Annotated in this window: 16 protein-coding genes and 5 tRNA genes; 16 read left to right on the top strand and 5 right to left on the bottom strand. The window is 42.7% G+C overall.

The annotated features are described in order from the left end of the window. Nucleotides 1-16 precede the first annotated feature (16 nt). Nucleotides 17-586 (bottom strand): TetR/AcrR family transcriptional regulator, encoded by a 570-nt coding sequence (locus tag OCU28_RS11350; RefSeq protein WP_261816265.1) that lies wholly within the window; start codon nucleotides 584-586, stop codon nucleotides 17-19. Between the two features lie 170 nt (nucleotides 587-756). Here OCU28_RS11350 and rep point away from each other — a divergent pair, with 170 nt between their 5' ends. Then, the gene (gene rep / locus OCU28_RS11345; protein WP_261816264.1) at nucleotides 757-2,772 is read left to right on the top strand and encodes a DNA helicase Rep; all 2,016 of its coding nucleotides are present in this window, start codon (nucleotides 757-759) and stop codon (nucleotides 2,770-2,772) included. 53 nt (nucleotides 2,773-2,825) lie between these two features. Here the strand turns inward: rep and OCU28_RS11340 are convergent, their stop codons facing one another. Beyond that, a complete protein-coding gene (locus tag OCU28_RS11340) occupies nucleotides 2,826-3,236 on the bottom strand; it encodes a c-type cytochrome (RefSeq protein WP_261816263.1) in 411 nt (136 codons plus the stop codon). Between the two features lie 293 nt (nucleotides 3,237-3,529). On the opposite strand from OCU28_RS11340, the gene OCU28_RS11335 reads away from it, so the two are divergent. The 5 genes from OCU28_RS11335 (at nucleotide 3,530) to OCU28_RS11315 (ending at nucleotide 4,181) form a co-directional block, all read left to right on the top strand. After that, nucleotides 3,530-3,606 (top strand) — tRNA-Arg (locus OCU28_RS11335). 31 nt (nucleotides 3,607-3,637) lie between these two features. Further along, nucleotides 3,638-3,713 (top strand) — tRNA-His (locus OCU28_RS11330). Between the two features lie 141 nt (nucleotides 3,714-3,854). Then, nucleotides 3,855-3,931, top strand: a tRNA-Pro gene (locus tag OCU28_RS11325). Between the two features lie 46 nt (nucleotides 3,932-3,977). Next, nucleotides 3,978-4,053, top strand: a tRNA-His gene (locus OCU28_RS11320). Nucleotides 4,054-4,104: 51 nt separating this feature from the next. After that, nucleotides 4,105-4,181 (top strand) — tRNA-Pro (locus OCU28_RS11315). An 89-nt stretch (nucleotides 4,182-4,270) separates the two neighbouring features. Here the strand turns inward: OCU28_RS11315 and OCU28_RS11310 are convergent. Both OCU28_RS11310 and rsmD read right to left on the bottom strand, forming a co-directional pair. Beyond that, nucleotides 4,271-4,537 carry a DUF1145 domain-containing protein gene (locus OCU28_RS11310; protein WP_261816262.1) on the bottom strand — a complete coding sequence of 89 codons (267 nt, stop codon included), beginning with the start codon at nucleotides 4,535-4,537 and terminating at the stop codon, nucleotides 4,271-4,273. Next, entirely contained in the window at nucleotides 4,534-5,145 is a 612-nt protein-coding gene (rsmD, locus tag OCU28_RS11305; RefSeq protein WP_261816261.1) for a 16S rRNA (guanine(966)-N(2))-methyltransferase RsmD, read from the bottom strand. The genes OCU28_RS11310 and rsmD overlap by 4 nt, the downstream gene beginning before the upstream one ends. A gap of 131 nt (nucleotides 5,146-5,276) precedes the next feature. Here rsmD and ftsY point away from each other — a divergent pair, with 131 nt between their 5' ends. The 8 genes from ftsY (at nucleotide 5,277) to ubiA (ending at nucleotide 12,121) form a co-directional block, all read left to right on the top strand. After that, the gene (ftsY, locus tag OCU28_RS11300; protein ID WP_261816260.1) at nucleotides 5,277-6,491 is read left to right on the top strand and encodes a signal recognition particle-docking protein FtsY; all 1,215 of its coding nucleotides are present in this window, start codon (nucleotides 5,277-5,279) and stop codon (nucleotides 6,489-6,491) included. 23 nt (nucleotides 6,492-6,514) lie between these two features. Then, a complete protein-coding gene (gene ftsE, locus OCU28_RS11295; protein ID WP_261816259.1) occupies nucleotides 6,515-7,189 on the top strand; it encodes a cell division ATP-binding protein FtsE in 675 nt (224 codons plus the stop codon). Further along, a complete protein-coding gene (gene ftsX, locus OCU28_RS11290) occupies nucleotides 7,179-8,111 on the top strand; it encodes a permease-like cell division protein FtsX (RefSeq protein ID WP_261816258.1) in 933 nt (310 codons plus the stop codon). The genes ftsE and ftsX overlap by 11 nt, the downstream gene beginning before the upstream one ends. Nucleotides 8,112-8,277: 166 nt before the next feature. After that, entirely contained in the window at nucleotides 8,278-9,138 is an 861-nt protein-coding gene (rpoH, locus tag OCU28_RS11285) for an RNA polymerase sigma factor RpoH (protein WP_261816257.1), read from the top strand. Between the two features lie 353 nt (nucleotides 9,139-9,491). Continuing rightward, on the top strand, nucleotides 9,492-9,812 hold the full coding sequence (glpE, locus tag OCU28_RS11280) for a thiosulfate sulfurtransferase GlpE (protein ID WP_261816256.1): 321 nt from the start codon (nucleotides 9,492-9,494) through the stop codon (nucleotides 9,810-9,812). Then, nucleotides 9,812-10,645: a rhomboid family intramembrane serine protease GlpG gene (gene glpG, locus OCU28_RS11275; protein WP_261816255.1), complete on the top strand. Its 834-nt coding sequence runs from the start codon at nucleotides 9,812-9,814 to the stop codon at nucleotides 10,643-10,645. Before glpE ends, glpG begins: the two co-directional genes overlap by 1 nt. A gap of 83 nt (nucleotides 10,646-10,728) precedes the next feature. Continuing rightward, on the top strand, nucleotides 10,729-11,280 hold the full coding sequence (locus OCU28_RS11270; protein WP_261816254.1) for a chorismate lyase: 552 nt from the start codon (nucleotides 10,729-10,731) through the stop codon (nucleotides 11,278-11,280). Beyond that, nucleotides 11,267-12,121, top strand: coding sequence for a 4-hydroxybenzoate octaprenyltransferase (gene ubiA / locus OCU28_RS11265; RefSeq protein ID WP_261816253.1), 855 nt, complete (start codon nucleotides 11,267-11,269; stop codon nucleotides 12,119-12,121). The genes OCU28_RS11270 and ubiA overlap by 14 nt, the downstream gene beginning before the upstream one ends. A 48-nt stretch (nucleotides 12,122-12,169) precedes the next feature. Here the strand turns inward: ubiA and plsB are convergent, their stop codons facing one another. Then, a complete protein-coding gene (plsB, locus tag OCU28_RS11260; protein WP_261816252.1) occupies nucleotides 12,170-14,593 on the bottom strand; it encodes a glycerol-3-phosphate 1-O-acyltransferase PlsB in 2,424 nt (807 codons plus the stop codon). Nucleotides 14,594-14,840: 247 nt separating this feature from the next. On the opposite strand from plsB, the gene OCU28_RS11255 reads away from it, so the two are divergent. Then, entirely contained in the window at nucleotides 14,841-15,197 is a 357-nt protein-coding gene (locus tag OCU28_RS11255; protein WP_261816251.1) for a diacylglycerol kinase, read from the top strand. Nucleotides 15,198-15,317: 120 nt separating this feature from the next. Then, entirely contained in the window at nucleotides 15,318-15,935 is a 618-nt protein-coding gene (gene lexA, locus OCU28_RS11250) for a transcriptional repressor LexA (protein ID WP_261816250.1), read from the top strand. The last annotated feature ends 28 nt before the right edge of the window (nucleotides 15,936-15,963 follow it).

The raw sequence follows: 15,963 nt of genomic DNA, 5'->3' as shown, positions 1-15,963 counted from the left end.
ACGTTACTCCAACCTTTTATTTTTGAATGGCTTCCCAGCTAGCTTGAACTGCAGCCTCGAAAGTATTAGCGTCGATTTCCTCAATCTGTTGAAAGTGTTTTCGACTTAGCGAAACACACGATTCTAGACTAAGAGTAAATAAAACCGTGTTGGGTAAATTCTTAAATACACCCACTTCACGGCCTTGATTAAACATGTTTTCAATTTTATAAAAATAAGTTCGTTCAGCCTTACATCTCTCTCGATCAAGAGGTGTTGGTAAAGACTGGTATTGGATCCGAGTTTGCAGTAAACCTAACCCTGAACCGCCAAGGCTCCAGATGTTGTGACACATTATCTCGTACTGCTGCTTAAGCGGTTGAGACGCCTCCACATCACGCTGAATAATGTCAGCAATTTGCTGAGCTAACCAAAGCCGAACTTCAGATATCACGCTATCTTTATCTTTGAAGTAAAGATAAACGGTTCCTGTTGCTACCTTGGCTTCTTTCGCAAGTTTCTGGATAGATAGACCTTCAAAACCTTCTCGGCCTAATATATCGGCAGCAGATTCTAATATCTTTAAACGTTTATTATTTGTACTCATATGACTCATTCTTGAGGTAAATGAATGAACGTTCATTCATTTTAATGATATGTCGCGATTATGCAACCATTTGTAATTATAGGTGGTTAAATTTGATCTCAAGAAATTGAGGTGGCTTTGACTGAAACTGGAAAGTATGATTATCGCACTTTTGAGATTAAGGTGATGCAATGAGACTCAACCCCCAACAAGATCAAGCCGTCAAATATGTATCAGGTCCTTGTTTGGTATTAGCGGGTGCCGGTTCTGGTAAGACTCGTGTAATCACCAATAAGATTGCTTACCTTGTTCAGCAGTGCGGATATAAAGCCAGAAATGTGGCAGCGGTTACTTTTACCAATAAAGCCGCTCGGGAAATGAAAGAGCGTGTGGGGCAGACCTTGGAAAAAAAAGAGTCCAAGGGTTTACTGGTCTCTACCTTTCATACCTTGGGATTAAACATTATTCGACGTGAATATAAGGCATTAGGTCTAAAAGCGGGTTTCTCACTGTTTGATGACCAAGACCAATTATCGATGCTCAAAGAGTTGACGGAAGAATTACTGGACGGCGACAAAGATCTGCTTCGACAACTGACAAGTGCGATTTCCAATTGGAAGAATGACATGCTGACCCCTGCACAAGCGGCGGCAGTGGCAGAAGGGGATCAATATAAGTTGTTTGCCCACTGTTTTGATATGTACCAAAGGCAAATGACTGCGTATAACGCTCTTGATTTTGATGATTTAATTCTACTCCCTGTTTTGCTTTTGAAAACCAATCAAGAAGTAAGGGAGCGGTGGCAGTCTCGAATCCGCTATCTGCTGGTGGATGAGTACCAAGATACCAATACCAGTCAATATGAGTTGGTTAGATTATTAGTTGGAGAGCGCGGACGAGTTACCGTTGTTGGGGATGATGATCAATCTATTTATTCTTGGCGGGGAGCAAAGCCGCAAAACTTAGTTTTATTGGGAGAAGATTACCCAAATCTAAAGTTGATTAAGTTAGAGCAAAATTATCGTTCCACTAGCCGTATACTGCGTAGCGCAAATATTTTGATTGCCAACAATCCACATGTGTATGAGAAAAAATTGTTTTCTGAGTTGCCTGATGGAGAAAAGCTAAAGGTACTACTGGCAAAGAATGAAGAGCATGAAGCAGAGCGCATTACTGGTGAGATTATCGCGCATAAGTTTTTAAATCGAACTCATCATAAAGATTATGCAATCTTGTATCGAGGTAACCATCAATCGCGATTGATTGAAAAGGCACTGATGCAAAACCGAATTCCTTATAAAATTTCGGGAGGGACTTCGTTTTTTTCTCGTACTGAAATTAAAGATGTTATGGCGTATTTACGGGTGCTAGTAAACCCTGATGATGACAATGCTTTTTTGCGTATCGTAAATACACCTCGTCGTGAAATTGGTCCTGCAACCTTAGAAAAACTTGGCAGTTACGCCAATATGCGCAGTAAAAGTCTATTTGAATCTTCGTTTGAGCTCGGTTTAGAGCAGACTTTAACGGGGAGGGGCTTAGATAATTTACGTCGCTTTACGGATTGGCTCGTTCGTGTTTCAGATAATGCAGAGCGCGGTAATACAGTTGAGGCTGTGCGTAGTTTGGTTCGCGATATTCACTATGAAGATTGGCTTTATGAAACGTCTTCCAGCCCTAAAGCGGCTGAAATGCGAATGAAGAATGTTTCAGACCTGTATTCTTGGATAGTTGCCGATCTAGAAGGTGACAACTATGACAAAGAAGAAAAAACCCTTAAAGAGGTCGTTCAGCGTCTAACACTACGTGACATGATGGAGCGCGGAGAAGATGATGAAAATGCAGATCAGGTACAATTGATGACCCTGCATGCATCGAAAGGGTTAGAGTTCCCTTACGTTTATTTAATGGGGGCTGAAGAAGGTATTTTACCGCACCAGACCAGTATTGATGAAGAGAATGTAGAGGAAGAGCGCCGTCTTATGTATGTAGGTATCACTCGAGCTCAGAAAGAGCTGACGTTTACTATGTGCAAGGAAAGACGACAGTATGGTGAACTGATTAAGCCAACACAAAGCCGCTTCTTAGAAGAGCTGCCATTTGATGATCTCGAATGGGAAAGTAATAAGAAAGAAACAACTAAAGAAGAGCGCATGGAGCGGGGACAGGCTCATATCGCGAATCTGAGAGCCATGTTTAAGAAATAGTAGCAAGACAGTCCATATAGGGCTGTCTTGCTAAGCTTTAGTTATCGTTAGCCCTATAAGCCTTCAATCATGTGATTTACAGCGGCGATGATCTCGTCGTCGCTACAATCCATACAAGCCCCTTTTGCTGGCATTGCGTTGAAGCCCTTGATTGCATGCTCGATAAGTACATCGTTGCCCTGAGCAATACGTGCGCTCCAATCTGTCGCTTCACCCGGTTTAGGTGCTCCACCAACACCGGTGCCGTGGCAGGCAATACAGTATGTACCATAGACGCTTGCGCCATCACGTGGTCCTGCTGCGACGACTTGTTCAGGCTCGGCACCTGCGAGATAAACATCGCCAACAGGTTTGATGCGTTGTGCAATCGCATCGTAGTCATCTTGACTGGTTGCCGCAAAGGTTGCACTGGAAAATAATAGTGCGGCAGTAACAAGTGTGATTAGTTTACGAGGCATATCCATTAACTCTCTTCTATTTATCCGGGAAAGCGCCTAACAGGTTGTATTATACATACGTTGATTAGATTAATTTAAAGGTAATCAGCTGTTAAGGTGTTGTAAAAGTCTGGTGATTATATATCTTATGTTTGTTGCATTAAACAACCTCTTGTCCGAGGCGAGGTTTAAATCACATCTGAAAACTGCTGAATATTTGCGGCTTTCGTTGAAAAAAGGTGCAATCATAAAAAAAAGTGCAAAAAGTACTAGACGGGAAAGTGTGATATCCGTATTATTCCACTCCGCCGATAGGGCATGCGCCCGTAGCTCAGCTGGATAGAGCGTTGGCCTCCGGAGCCAAAGGTCGAAGGTTCAAATCCTTTCGGGCGTGCCATTTTCGGAGGCGGAGTCGGTAATATATAATGGTGGCTATAGCTCAGTTGGTAGAGCCCTGGATTGTGATTCCAGTTGTCGCGGGTTCAAATCCCGTTAGCCACCCCATTATTTGGTAGCTTTTGCTCCCAATTTCGGTTTACCGAAATGAAATTAAGTCAGTGATTATCATTACTTAATAATGTATCCTGCCTTTGAGAGTTGAGTTATTAGAGGTAAGCCTCTAAAACAAAACTTTCTAAAATTTGTCGGTGAATAGCGCAGCTTGGTAGCGCATCTGGTTTGGGACCAGAGGGTCGGGGGTTCGAATCCCTCTTCACCGACCATCATTATATTACATGGCTAGTTAAGCGGTGTGATTAAAGTTTGATGGTGGCTATAGCTCAGTTGGTAGAGCCCTGGATTGTGATTCCAGTTGTCGCGGGTTCAAATCCCGTTAGCCACCCCATTACTTGGTAGCTTTTGCTTCCAATTTCGGTTTAACCGGAATGAAATTTGTCGGTGAATAGCGCAGCTTGGTAGCGCATCTGGTTTGGGACCAGAGGGTCGGGGGTTCGAATCCCTCTTCACCGACCATTATTAAGAAGCCTCACTCGTAAGAGTGGGGCTTTTTTACATCTAGCATCTAGATAATAAAAAAACCTCGCAAATGGCGAGGTTTTTTATTACATCATATGCTTACGGCGTATATCTAGTAGTGCAAAGATACCGAAGATCAGTATTGACCACTTTTCCCAACTACTTATCTTGAGTTTATCGCCAAACGCCCCTATAAAAATAGCGGATTGAAGGCCGTGCATGATAAACAAAAATGCAGTCATGATATAAAGGGCAATCGAAGCTTTACCGGGGAACGGTTGGAAGATATTAAAAATTAGCACGAACCAGACAAAAGCAATGGCGGCCTTTGCTAAAATTAATAGGTATTTCATGGAGTTTGCCTCGTAAATAGTTGATAACGGACTTGGCCTGCAATCTTTTCTCTATGTAGAAGCCAGTGTGCAGGAATCTCAGGTAGCTCAAGTTCTTTTTCAGCCTCGATATAAACAATGGCATTTTTGGCTAGCCAGTTGTTATTTTCTAGCAAGGTTATCGTTTCTTCAAGCAAGCCCTTACGAAATGGTGGGTCAATAAATACAACATCATAAGGTTCACCCTGACTTTGTAAAAATTGTAGGCTGTCTTTATTGAATGCTTCAATATTACTAGCGTTAAGTGTTGAGATGTTTTTTTTGAGCTGGGTATGTGCTTGTTTATTTAGCTCAAGCATAGTAACCATACTCGCTTGACGAGAAGCGGCTTCGAATCCCAACCCACCAGAGCCTGCAAATAGGTCTAGGCATCTCGAGTGGGGGATATCCATAGCTACCCAGTTAAATAAGGTTTCTTTAACTCTATCTGTAGTTGGACGTAATCCCTCGGCATCGTGGACTGGTAGCTTCCTACCTCGCCAGAGCCCACTGATAATCCGTATAGAACCCGATCCAGCTCTAGATTTACTAGTATTTTTGCTTATAGAAGGACGTTGTGGTTTTCTCATTGCTATTTTTGGTGCTGTTTTAGCTTGAATATTTTAGAATTGTACTCTTAAACGCAATTTCAATCATGGTGAATTGGTATGAACCGTTCACTATGTCTCGCATAGAAATAAAATAAACAGGATTTATTCCGATGACGGATAAGAAAAAACGCGGGTTATTATCGTGGCTTGGATTCGGTGAAGACGAGCAAGCCCCTGCAGAACAAAAGCATTCAGCGCAGCCGGATACTCAAGAGCCAGAAACTGAAGAGCTAGTTGAACAGCAAGATCTTCAGTCTGAATCTGATACTACATCTGAAGCGCAAGAGGCAGAAGTATCACTGTCGGATGAAGCGCCAGTTGAACCCGAAGCGGTTACCGAGCCGCGAGAGCTTGAAGCTAATACTGAGCCTGTAGCGCAGCCGGAAGTTCAAGAAAAACCGACCGAAAGCTTTTTTGCTCGCTTAAAGCGCAGCCTTGCTCGTACTAAGGCGAATATAGGTGCTGGCTTCTTTGGTTTATTCAAGGGTAAGAAAATTGATGATGAGCTATTTGAGGAGCTAGAAGAGCAGCTTCTGATTGCTGATGTTGGTATGGAAACCACAATGAAGATCATCGATAACCTAACGGAAAAAGCGTCACGTCAGGATCTAAAAGACGGTGAGGCTCTATATGATCTTCTAAAACAAGAAATGGCCGACATACTGTCTACTGTTGAAAAACCATTAGAGATCGATACACAAAAAGGGCCTTACGTCATCTTGATGGTTGGGGTTAACGGTGTGGGTAAGACAACCACTATAGGCAAGCTTGCAAAACAATTTCAGGCGCAAGGCCAGAAGGTGATGTTAGCGGCTGGTGATACCTTCCGTGCCGCAGCGGTTGAGCAACTTCAGGTTTGGGGTCAGCGTAATGACGTTCCTGTTATTGCTCAGCATACAGGGGCAGATAGTGCCTCAGTAATATTTGATGCTATAGAAGCCGCTAAGGCCCGTGGTTATGATGTGGTGATAGCAGATACTGCTGGTCGACTGCAAAACAAAAGTAATCTAATGGAAGAGTTACGCAAGATAGTCCGAGTGATGAAGAAAATTGATGGCAGCGCACCACACGAGGTGATGCTGACTCTAGATGCTGCTACAGGACAGAATGCGATAAGCCAAGCTAAATTGTTCAGTGATGTTGCACCGGTAACTGGTATTACTTTGACTAAGCTTGATGGCACAGCAAAAGGTGGCGTTATATTTGCGCTGGCGGATAAATTTAGTATCCCAATTCGCTTTATTGGGGTAGGTGAAGGTATTGATGACCTACGCCCATTCGAAACTCAAGATTTTATTGAAGCTCTATTTAGTAGAGACGAGTAAGTTGTCAGTTCAAGGATTGTTACGTGATTAATTTTCAACAGGTAAGTAAGGCTTACCGTGGAGGCCATCAGGCACTCCAAAAGGTAGACTTTAACCTTAGAAAGGGAGAGTTGGCTTTCCTTGGTGGACACTCTGGTGCGGGTAAAAGTACGCTGCTCAAACTCATTTGTGCAATGGAAAGACCAACGGATGGCAAGATATTCTTTAATGGGCATGATATTACACGCATCAATGACCGAGATATCCCGCTCTTACGCCGCAACGTTGGTATCGTTTTTCAAGACCACAGACTATTAATGGATCGCAGTGTATTTGATAACGTAGCACTGCCAATGCGGATAGAGTCATATGCCGAAAATGAAATTAAACGCCGCGTTAATGCAGCGTTAGATAAAACAGGATTATTAGATAAAGCACGTTGCTTACCGTCTCAACTTTCCGGTGGAGAGCAGCAGCGAGTCGGTATTGCTAGAGCTGTAGTAAACCGTCCAACATTACTATTGGCGGATGAACCGACGGGTAATCTAGATTATGAATTATCAAATCGGATCTTTCGGTTATTCGAGGAGTTTAACCGTGCGGGGGTTTCAATATTAATTGCTACTCACGATGTATCTATGATGGAACAGCGTCGACAGTATCGCCGTTTTGAACTTAATCAAGGTTTTCTAAGCGAGGCTGCTGGCTATGGGAAATAAAGGAAACGTGGCTAAAGTCGGTTACATGCGCTCGCACGTACTAGTGGCAAAAGGCGCACTAAAAGACCTTTTAAGCAGACCACTAGGAAGCTTATTTACATTGGCTGTTATCGCCATAATCTTGGCTCTGCCTGCCAGTCTATATGTTGTAGCAAAAAACGTCGTTATTGCTTCTGAACAGGTTACTCAGCCTGCCGCTGTAAGTGCTTACTTACAAGAGGGGACACCTGCGGCTAAGATCATGCTTATTAAAGATGAGCTAGAGAATGACCAGTCAGTATCGAGCGTTGAATACATATCCTCACAACAAGGCTTAGCGGACTTAAGTGAGGTTTCTGGTTTCGATAATACCATGAGTCTGCTTGATGATGATGCGTTACCTGCATTGCTGGTTATTCACCCTCAGCACGCATCAAAGGCTTCTCAACAGCGTATACTCCAGCTAACCAATTCTATAACTGAGTTTACGGATGTACGGGTAGACAAAGATTGGTTGCAACGCTTTGCTGCGGTTAAAGATCTAAGTACTGCTTTAGCTATTTCTTTAGCTGTAATGATGTTAATTGCAGTTGTACTAATCATCGGCAATGCAATGCGCTTTAGTGTGTTGGCTCATAAACAAGAGATTCAGGTAATGAAGTTCTTAGGAGCAACAAATAGCTATATCTTAAGGCCTTATTTATATACGGGTATGTGGCTTGGTTTGCTTGGAGCTGTCATGGCTTGGATCGTGACCTTAATCTTATCTCTTGTATTAAGTAGTTCGGTTGAGCTGGTGGCTCGTCTTTATGATAGTAGCTTTGGCTTTAACAGCTTAGGGGCAGATGAAACCCTAATATTATTATTATTAGGTGGTTTCTTAGGATTATTTGCAGCTCAAGCCTCAGCTCGTCGTCATCTTTCTGAAATTGAACCTAATTAGAATAACTCGGTCTTAAATTAAGATTAAAGCTTAACTCTCGGCTATGGTTCACAGAGTTGGGCTTGCTCTTGTTTAAATTCTGTGGATAATGTCCAGTCCACTATTTTTTAGTTATTGCTAATGTAATCGTGACTTACGTAGTACGGTTTAGTGAATGAGGAATTGAATGGCTAATAAAACGTTTTCAATGGCAGTCGTCTCTCAAGATAGCTTAGATAGCTATATCAGCTCAGCAAATGGGTATCCAATGCTGACGCCTGAAAAAGAAAGAGAGCTAGCCGAGCGTTTACATTACAACGGTGAGATTGAGGCAGCAAAAGAGCTGATCTTGTCTCATTTACGTTTTGTTGTTCATGTCGCTCGAGGTTACTCTGGCTACGGCTTGCCTCTAGCTGATTTAGTTCAAGAAGGTAATATTGGACTGATGAAAGCGGTTAAGCGATTTAACCCAGAAGTTGGAGTTCGCTTAGTCTCATTTGCAGTGCATTGGATTAAAGCTGAGATTCATGAGTATGTATTGCGTAACTGGCGTATCGTCAAGGTAGCAACAACTAAGGCTCAACGTAAATTATTCTTCAATCTTAGAAAGAATAAAAAACGCTTAGGATGGTTTAACCAAAATGAGGTTGAAACCGTTGCAAGTGAATTGGGTGTTTCCCCTTCTGAGGTTCGTGAAATGGAATCTCGTTTGGCAGCCCAAGATGCAACCTTTGAGTTTAGCGCTGATGATGACGATAATGCGTCATCAAGCCCAGTTGCTCCTGCGTTATACCTAGAAGACCAGCATTCAGATATTGCAGAGAGCTATGAAGCAGACAATTGGGAAAGTCATACCAATACGCGTCTTGCAAATGCGCTAGCAACTCTGGATGAAAGAAGTCAGAATATCGTTCGCTCTCGTTGGTTGGATGATAAAAAGCTAACGCTTCAAGAGTTAGCCCAGACTTATGGTGTTTCTGCGGAACGTATTCGTCAGCTAGAAAAAAATGCGATGAAGAAACTTAAAGGTGCCGTCGGCGATCTTTAGTTTTAAGTAATTCCTTAAAAAGGCCAAGATTATAGATCTTGGCCTTTTTTTATGTTGATCAAAAAACGCTAGCAAATCTGTGGATAAGTCTGTGGGGTAAATCCACATAGCATGTCGTTAACTACCATATATAAAGGGATGTTAGCTAAATCCGGCTTGGGGATTAACTTTAAAGATCTAACACTTTATCCAAGATCAACACTACATGTTGTGGATCAATTGCCACATAAACACTTTATCAACGTAATCCACAGATTTACCCACAGCTGGTGCTAATTTGATCACTGTAGCATCATTGCTCGGTATAAATTAAAGTGTCTGCCTTGGATAGCATTTTTCAAAGAGAAGATAATATGGAAGAAGTACAACGAATTGACGTACATTCGGCATTCAACCTGCAACAGCAAAATAATGGCTTATTAGTTGATATTCGGGACCCACAATCTTTTGCACTTGCACATCCGAAAGATGCTTTTCATTTAACGGATTCGAGCTTAGTTGGTTTTATGCAGCAAGCTGAATTTGAACAGCCTGTACTGGTGATGTGCTACCACGGTATTAGTAGTGTGGGAGCTGCCCAGTATTTGCTTAATCAAGGCTTTGAACAAGTATACAGCGTAGAGGGTGGGTTTGAGGCTTGGCAGCGCCAAATGTTACCAACAGAGAATGCGTGATGATACGACTAACCCAACTAAATAACCCAAGAGTTGCCCAAGCTTTTATTGATTATATGGCAACACAAGGCGTTGTTATCTCGCAAATGCCGGAAGGGGATGGCATGTTTGCGCTATGGCTACACGATGAAGAGCAGCTATTACGTGCCGAGCAAGAATTAACAACGTTTGTTGAAAACCCACATCACCGCCGCTACCAAGCTGCATCTTGGGATGTGGCAGAAAGTCGAACTCAAACGTTTCGCTATCACTCTCCTAACCTTATACAAATGCTTAAAGCAAAGGCTGGCATTGTCACCTTAGTGGTTATGGCACTTTCAGTTATGCTGTTTATTCCAAGGTTGATTGGTTGGCAACAGCAGATATTTGACTGGCTGCACTTTCCTGCCTTTGTGGGGCAGCAGTTTCAGGTATGGCGTTACTTTACCCATGCTTTACTTCATTTCTCTATTTTGCACATTACATTTAACCTTCTATGGTGGTGGCAGTTGGGGGGAGACATCGAGCAGAGGCTGGGCAAGGGCCGTTTATTAAAGCTATTTCTTGTTTCTGCCTTACTATCTGGTTGTGCTCAATACTGGATTGAAGGCGCAAACTTTGGTGGTTTAAGTGGTGTGGTGTATGCGTTGGTCGGTTATACATGGATATTATCAACTCGAGCCCCTCAATTAGGTCTTGATATTCCAAAGCCAATTGTCGTGTTTATGCTAGTCTGGCTAGTCCTTGGCTTTGTCCAACCCTTTATGGCAATCGCCAATGCCGCGCACGTTGCAGGCTTAATCGCAGGACTTTTGCTCGGTTGGATAGACAGTTCAAGGCCTCAGCTCACTTAATTGAAAATCTAAGTGAGACACGCCTCTAGAGATTGCTACAATGCTCGGGTAGTAATCTTTAGAGTATTAACGTTAGTATATTTATGACCAGTCTAATTCGAGCCTTTGAACTCGCTTTACAATCGATTGAATGGAAAAGCCCTGATGACTTTCAGTTTCCTAACTCAAGAGTGCGTTGCTGGTTGCTAGAGCAAGATTCATTATCTCATCGGTTGGCTGCGCTTTGTGAAGAGTTAAGCGTTGAAGTGTTTACCAACACTAAGGTCTCACCAGACTCTCTTTCACCGTTAGAGGTGGAGCAATTATCCTTTGAACCTTGTCTACTTAGAGAAGTTATTCTGAGAGGAGACCGACACGATTGGGTCTACGGTCGAACCTTAATCCCTCAAAGTTGCTTATCTGCTCAGCCTCATGATTTGGAAAATCAAGGCTCATTACCACTCGGAATTACAGTCTTTAATTCTGAAGGTGCTTACCGTGATGCGCTACAAGTTGCTGTACTACATCTGTCGGGAAGGCAATTATTTGCTCGACGCTCTCGACTATGGATGAATGGCAGGCCCATGCTAGTCGCTGAAATCTTCTTACCGGCAGCACCGATTTATAGCGAAAGGAATACAAATGACGCTAACTAAGTTACGCGCTTATTATTTTTTAATGCGCATGGATCGCCCTATTGGCAGTTTATTGTTGTTATGGCCAACACTGTGGGCGCTGTTGATGGCCGCTCAAGGGCAGCCTCAATGGCCGGTATTGATTGTATTTAGCCTTGGGGTTTTTGTTATGCGCTCAGCAGGGTGTGTAATCAATGATTATGCAGACCGAAACTTCGACGGCCATGTTGAGCGGACATGCCAAAGACCGATCCCGAGTGGTTTAGTATCTGCTAAAGAAGCGTTGGCTCTTTTTGGTGTGTTGAGTGTGTTTGCGTTTCTTTTAGTTCTAACTATGAATACGCTAACAATTCAACTTTCGTTTATTGGATTAGTGCTCGCGGCTTTGTATCCATTCATGAAGCGTTTTACACACTTACCGCAGCTAGTATTAGGCATGGCATTTAGTTGGGCGATACCAATGGCTTGGGCGGCTGAGTCTGGCTCGATTGCTCCTATGGCGTGGCTGTTATTTGTTATAAACCTATTGTGGACCGTCGCATACGATACTCAGTATGCCATGGTAGATCGTGACGATGACCTTAAGATTGGGATTAAGTCTACAGCTATCTTATTTGGTCGTTATGATAAGTTGATTGTCGGGCTATTGCAGGCTACTTGTATCGCGTTGCTTTTTGTTATCGGGATATTTGAATCTCTATCTGGGGCGTTTTACTGGGGAATATTGGTTGCAGCAGGCTTGTTTGTTTATCAACAGTGGTTGATAAAGACTCGTCAACGCAGTTTGTGTTTTCAAGCTTTCCTTAACAACAACTACGTTGGAATGGCGATAACTGTTGGGTTATTCATTAGCTATCTCTAGATTTAGTTGCACTGATAAATAAAAATGAAGCCCCATACGGGGCTTTATTTATATCGCTTGAGCAATACCTTCTCGAATAGTGAGCTTTACCTCAGGAGAGAGGATTGAGAGTAGGGTATCTGCCAGCTCCTGGGTTCTTGGTAAATCACAGTTTCCTTCGTTATCGAGGTATTGCTGTGATTTTAGTGTCCAAATAAGGGCGGTGAAAACGCCTTTATCAAAGAACTCAGGTGCATTGATACCATGCAGTCGTCCTAGGCGCTGCGCAATATCACCACTTAATTTCTCCAATTCACCCTTAGCTAATTCAGGCTCTGCGACTAAGAGATTTACCGCAATACTGTAGCGCTGCAAGGTTTCCGATATGGTGCGTGACAATAGCTGTAAGGTATGAATATTAGCTTGATTTAAGACTAGTTCTTCACCTTGTATGGTCACTAAGCCTTGGCGCATTAGCTCTTGGAGGATTTGGTCAATCTTATCTGATAGCTCAGACTCTCCATATGATAAAAAGAGCTCTTTACGCAGGAATGGATACAGAGTTTGTATCGTTTGCTTTAGTTGTCCCAGCGTACATCCAGGTAACTGAATGATAAGTTGTGCGATGAGTGACGGCAGAGCCAACATATGTATTATGTTGTTGCGATAGTAAGTCATTAGTACCGACTGGTGTCGGTCTAGTGAGATAATGTCACCCATGATATCTGAGTCGACCACGAACTTATCCAATGAAATGGCATGCTCAATAAGCTCTTGTGCTGTCGTGTCAGGTATTGTGGCATGTGCTGTATAAGGCACATTTCTTAAAATACATAAGTAGCACTCAATCTGAGAGATAAGACTTTCTTTAGTTAAAGCTCGTTGTCTTGATGCTAATAATGCCGTCGCAGTTAAGGTCAATGCGTTTGCCGCTGCAGCGTCATTGATGTGGGTCATCATTTTCTCTGCGATAGCATTTATTGTTGGTGTCATCCAAGCGGGTTTATGGCCTTCTTCTGCGCCTATATCTTTGTGCCACTCCGGAACCTGTTCATTTAGATACTGATTCAGAGGAATAGGTTCACCGAAGTTAACATACCCTTGCCCGAAGTTACGTAGTTTGCGAATTGTACGCAGTACTTGCCCTGCATTTTCTTTTTCTTTTCGCTTACCTCGCAACTCTTTGGCGTAGGTAGATACCTCCATTACATGTTCATATCCGATGTAAACGGGAACTAGAGTGACAGGGCGGTTAAGGCCTCGTAGCATAGCCTGTACTGTCATTGCTAACATGCCGGTTTTAGCCTGCAATAGACGTCCAGTTCGAGAGCGCCCACCCTCACTAAAGTATTCAACGGAGTAGCCTTTGGTGAATAGCTCCGCTAAATACTCTCGGAAAATAGTGGAGTAAAGTTTATTGCCTTTGAAACTACGACGAATAAAGAATGCCCCTCCGCGTCTGAAGATTGGACCGGCTGGGAAGAAGTTTAGGTTTACACCAGCAGCAATATGCGGTGGTACCATTCCTTCTTGGTATAGGATGTAGGACAGGAGTAGGTAGTCCATATGGCTTCGATGACATGGTACATAAACTATTTCATGCCCATCTTGTGCCAATTTACGCACGCTGGCGGCATTATTGACATTGATTCCCTGATAAAGGCGGTTCCAAAGCCAAGTTAGTACTAGATTTCCTTGCTTGATCAATGAGTAAGAAAACTTGGCTGCAATTTCATCCATTATCTTTAATGCATGCTGTTCAGCTTTTTCGACACTGATATTTTTTGTCTTCGCTTCATCAGCAATCGCTTGGTTTATAGCATTGGATTTTATTAAGCGATTAAATAGTACTTCTCTATTAGGTAGGCTAGGCCCCGAGGCGGCAAGTTTCTGTCTCGAAAAGTGAATACGAGCAACCCGCGCCAATTTTTGCGCTATTGATTCAACACTGCCATGTGAATCGACCATGTAGCGGAGTGAAACAAAAGGACTAAAGCGAATCATACAGTCTCGTCCAGAGACTAGGACTGCAATAAACTTCTTGGTTGATGATAGATTTTTTAAATAAGGTTTATCTATGCCTTCTTTGCCGGGCTTGCGGCCCCACATCACTGTGGTTGGAATCAATTGTACATCTAACTCTTGATCCTCACGGTGAAGCTTCAATAGTTGGGTGAACAAGGCTTGTGAACCTAATGAATCAGAAATCCCTTGTTTATGGTCTCCCTTACATGTCGAGATAAACACATAACGTCGAAAGCTTTGACCTGCAATTTCGAGGGGTTGCAGGGGGTCGGGTAAACCAAACTTTAGAGCTTGTTTTCTTAAAGAAAGAAGGTCTACCTTTGATTCGAAAGGCAGAGCGTAAACAATAGGCTTATTGACATCTATATTGAGGTCGCTAATAGGCGCTGTTGGGACTGGATTCCCTTTAACTAAAATATTAAGAGGGATTTGCAATAAAGACTGCGTCAGTGTTTGACCTGAAGACATATGGTTTTAACATCCGATTAGTTTATGCGTCTATGACACGTCAAGACTAGGTTGTGAATCAAGCATTGCCAGAATAGCAGAACTGGTCAAACCTTTTAATAGGAATTGTAGTAATGTTAGATTATCCAATAGAAAAGTATACACCTTAACGGAGATTCGTCAGTTTCAATGGGGTTTAGTTTGAACTTGCACTCTATTGGCGGCTAATAAGTTGTTAAGGACGTATTGAGTTGATTAGGGAGTATGAATGAAAGGGAATACGGGATTAAATCGCATAGTAAAAGCTACTGGATATTCGATGCAGGGGCTGAAATCTGCCTTCCAGCATGAAGCTGCTTTTCGTCAGGAGCTTCTGTTAGCCTTAGTTTTAATACCTTTAGCTTTTCTGCTGGATGTAGGTCAGGCAGAGCGGATGCTGATGATCTTATCTGTGTTTATTGTTTTGATCGCAGAGCTTATTAATTCTGCTATTGAGGCAGTTGTTGATAGAGTTGGTGCTGAGGTGAATGAGCTTTCCGGACGCGCTAAAGATATAGGTTCTGCTACTGTTTTTGTGGCACTGCTCTTAATGATATACATTTGGCTAGACGCGCTGTTCCTTTAACTCAGCCGCTTGATTTGTTTGTGAATTTGCAGCTTATCTATAGCAGATAAGCTGTATTAGTTGATAATTTACCCATACTGGATATACTCACAGTTAACTGTACAAAATAACAGGTGACTTATGAGGCCGCTAACACCAAGACAGCAACAGGTTTTCGACTTAATAAAAACCAAGATCGAAGACTCAGGTATGCCACCAACTCGTGCTGAAATAGCTCGTGAGCTTGGTTTTCGCTCAGCCAATGCGGCAGAAGAACACCTAAAAGCACTGGCAAAGAAACAAGCGATAGAGATTATTCCGGGTGCATCTAGAGGGATAAGAATTCTGCTTCAAGATAGTGCCAATGATGATGGATTACCTCTTATTGGTAATGTCGCAGCAGGAGAGCCAATTCTTGCTCAAGAGCATATTGAATCGCATTATCAAGTTGACCCTCAAATGTTTAAACCGAGAGCTGACTTCTTGCTTCGTGTACATGGGGAGAGCATGAAAAACATCGGCATTATGGATGGGGATCTACTCGCGGTTCATAAGACCCAAGATGTAAGGGATGGCCAAGTGGTTGTCGCTCGTGTTGATGATGATGTGACGGTGAAGCGCTTGGAAAGAAAAGGTGCAACGGTTTTACTCCATCCAGAGAATGAAGAGTTATCACCTATTAAGGTTGATCTTACCCAACAACACCTAACTATTGAAGGTATTGCGGTTGGTATTATTCGAAATAGTGACTGGATGTAATATTTTTTCTTGACTGCTTTTGAACAGC

Source organism: Vibrio gallicus (genome assembly GCF_024346875.1).
GTDB classification, from domain to species: domain Bacteria; phylum Pseudomonadota; class Gammaproteobacteria; order Enterobacterales; family Vibrionaceae; genus Vibrio; species Vibrio gallicus.
The sequence above is the reverse complement of the archived record's forward strand: the minus strand, read 5'-3'. Positions and strand labels throughout refer to the sequence as shown.

Bases quoted from the DNA above. Each gene is read 5' to 3' on its own strand.
- OCU28_RS11340 (WP_261816263.1), bottom strand. From the start codon at position 3,236: ATGGATATGCCTCGTAAACTAATCACACTTGTTACTGCCGCACTATTA.
- lexA (WP_261816250.1), top strand. From the start codon at position 15,318: ATGAGGCCGCTAACACCAAGACAGCAACAGGTTTTCGACTTAATAAAA.
- ubiA (WP_261816253.1), top strand. From the start codon at position 11,267: ATGACGCTAACTAAGTTACGCGCTTATTATTTTTTAATGCGCATGGAT.
- rep (WP_261816264.1), top strand. From the start codon at position 757: ATGAGACTCAACCCCCAACAAGATCAAGCCGTCAAATATGTATCAGGT.
- OCU28_RS11350 (WP_261816265.1), bottom strand. From the start codon at position 586: ATGAGTACAAATAATAAACGTTTAAAGATATTAGAATCTGCTGCCGAT.
- glpE (WP_261816256.1), top strand. From the start codon at position 9,492: ATGGAAGAAGTACAACGAATTGACGTACATTCGGCATTCAACCTGCAA.
- glpG (WP_261816255.1), top strand. From the start codon at position 9,812: ATGATACGACTAACCCAACTAAATAACCCAAGAGTTGCCCAAGCTTTT.
- OCU28_RS11255 (WP_261816251.1), top strand. From the start codon at position 14,841: ATGAAAGGGAATACGGGATTAAATCGCATAGTAAAAGCTACTGGATAT.
- plsB (WP_261816252.1), bottom strand. From the start codon at position 14,593: ATGTCTTCAGGTCAAACACTGACGCAGTCTTTATTGCAAATCCCTCTT.
- ftsX (WP_261816258.1), top strand. From the start codon at position 7,179: ATGGGAAATAAAGGAAACGTGGCTAAAGTCGGTTACATGCGCTCGCAC.
- ftsY (WP_261816260.1), top strand. From the start codon at position 5,277: ATGACGGATAAGAAAAAACGCGGGTTATTATCGTGGCTTGGATTCGGT.
- OCU28_RS11310 (WP_261816262.1), bottom strand. From the start codon at position 4,537: ATGAAATACCTATTAATTTTAGCAAAGGCCGCCATTGCTTTTGTCTGG.
- rsmD (WP_261816261.1), bottom strand. From the start codon at position 5,145: ATGAGAAAACCACAACGTCCTTCTATAAGCAAAAATACTAGTAAATCT.
- OCU28_RS11270 (WP_261816254.1), top strand. From the start codon at position 10,729: ATGACCAGTCTAATTCGAGCCTTTGAACTCGCTTTACAATCGATTGAA.
- rpoH (WP_261816257.1), top strand. From the start codon at position 8,278: ATGGCTAATAAAACGTTTTCAATGGCAGTCGTCTCTCAAGATAGCTTA.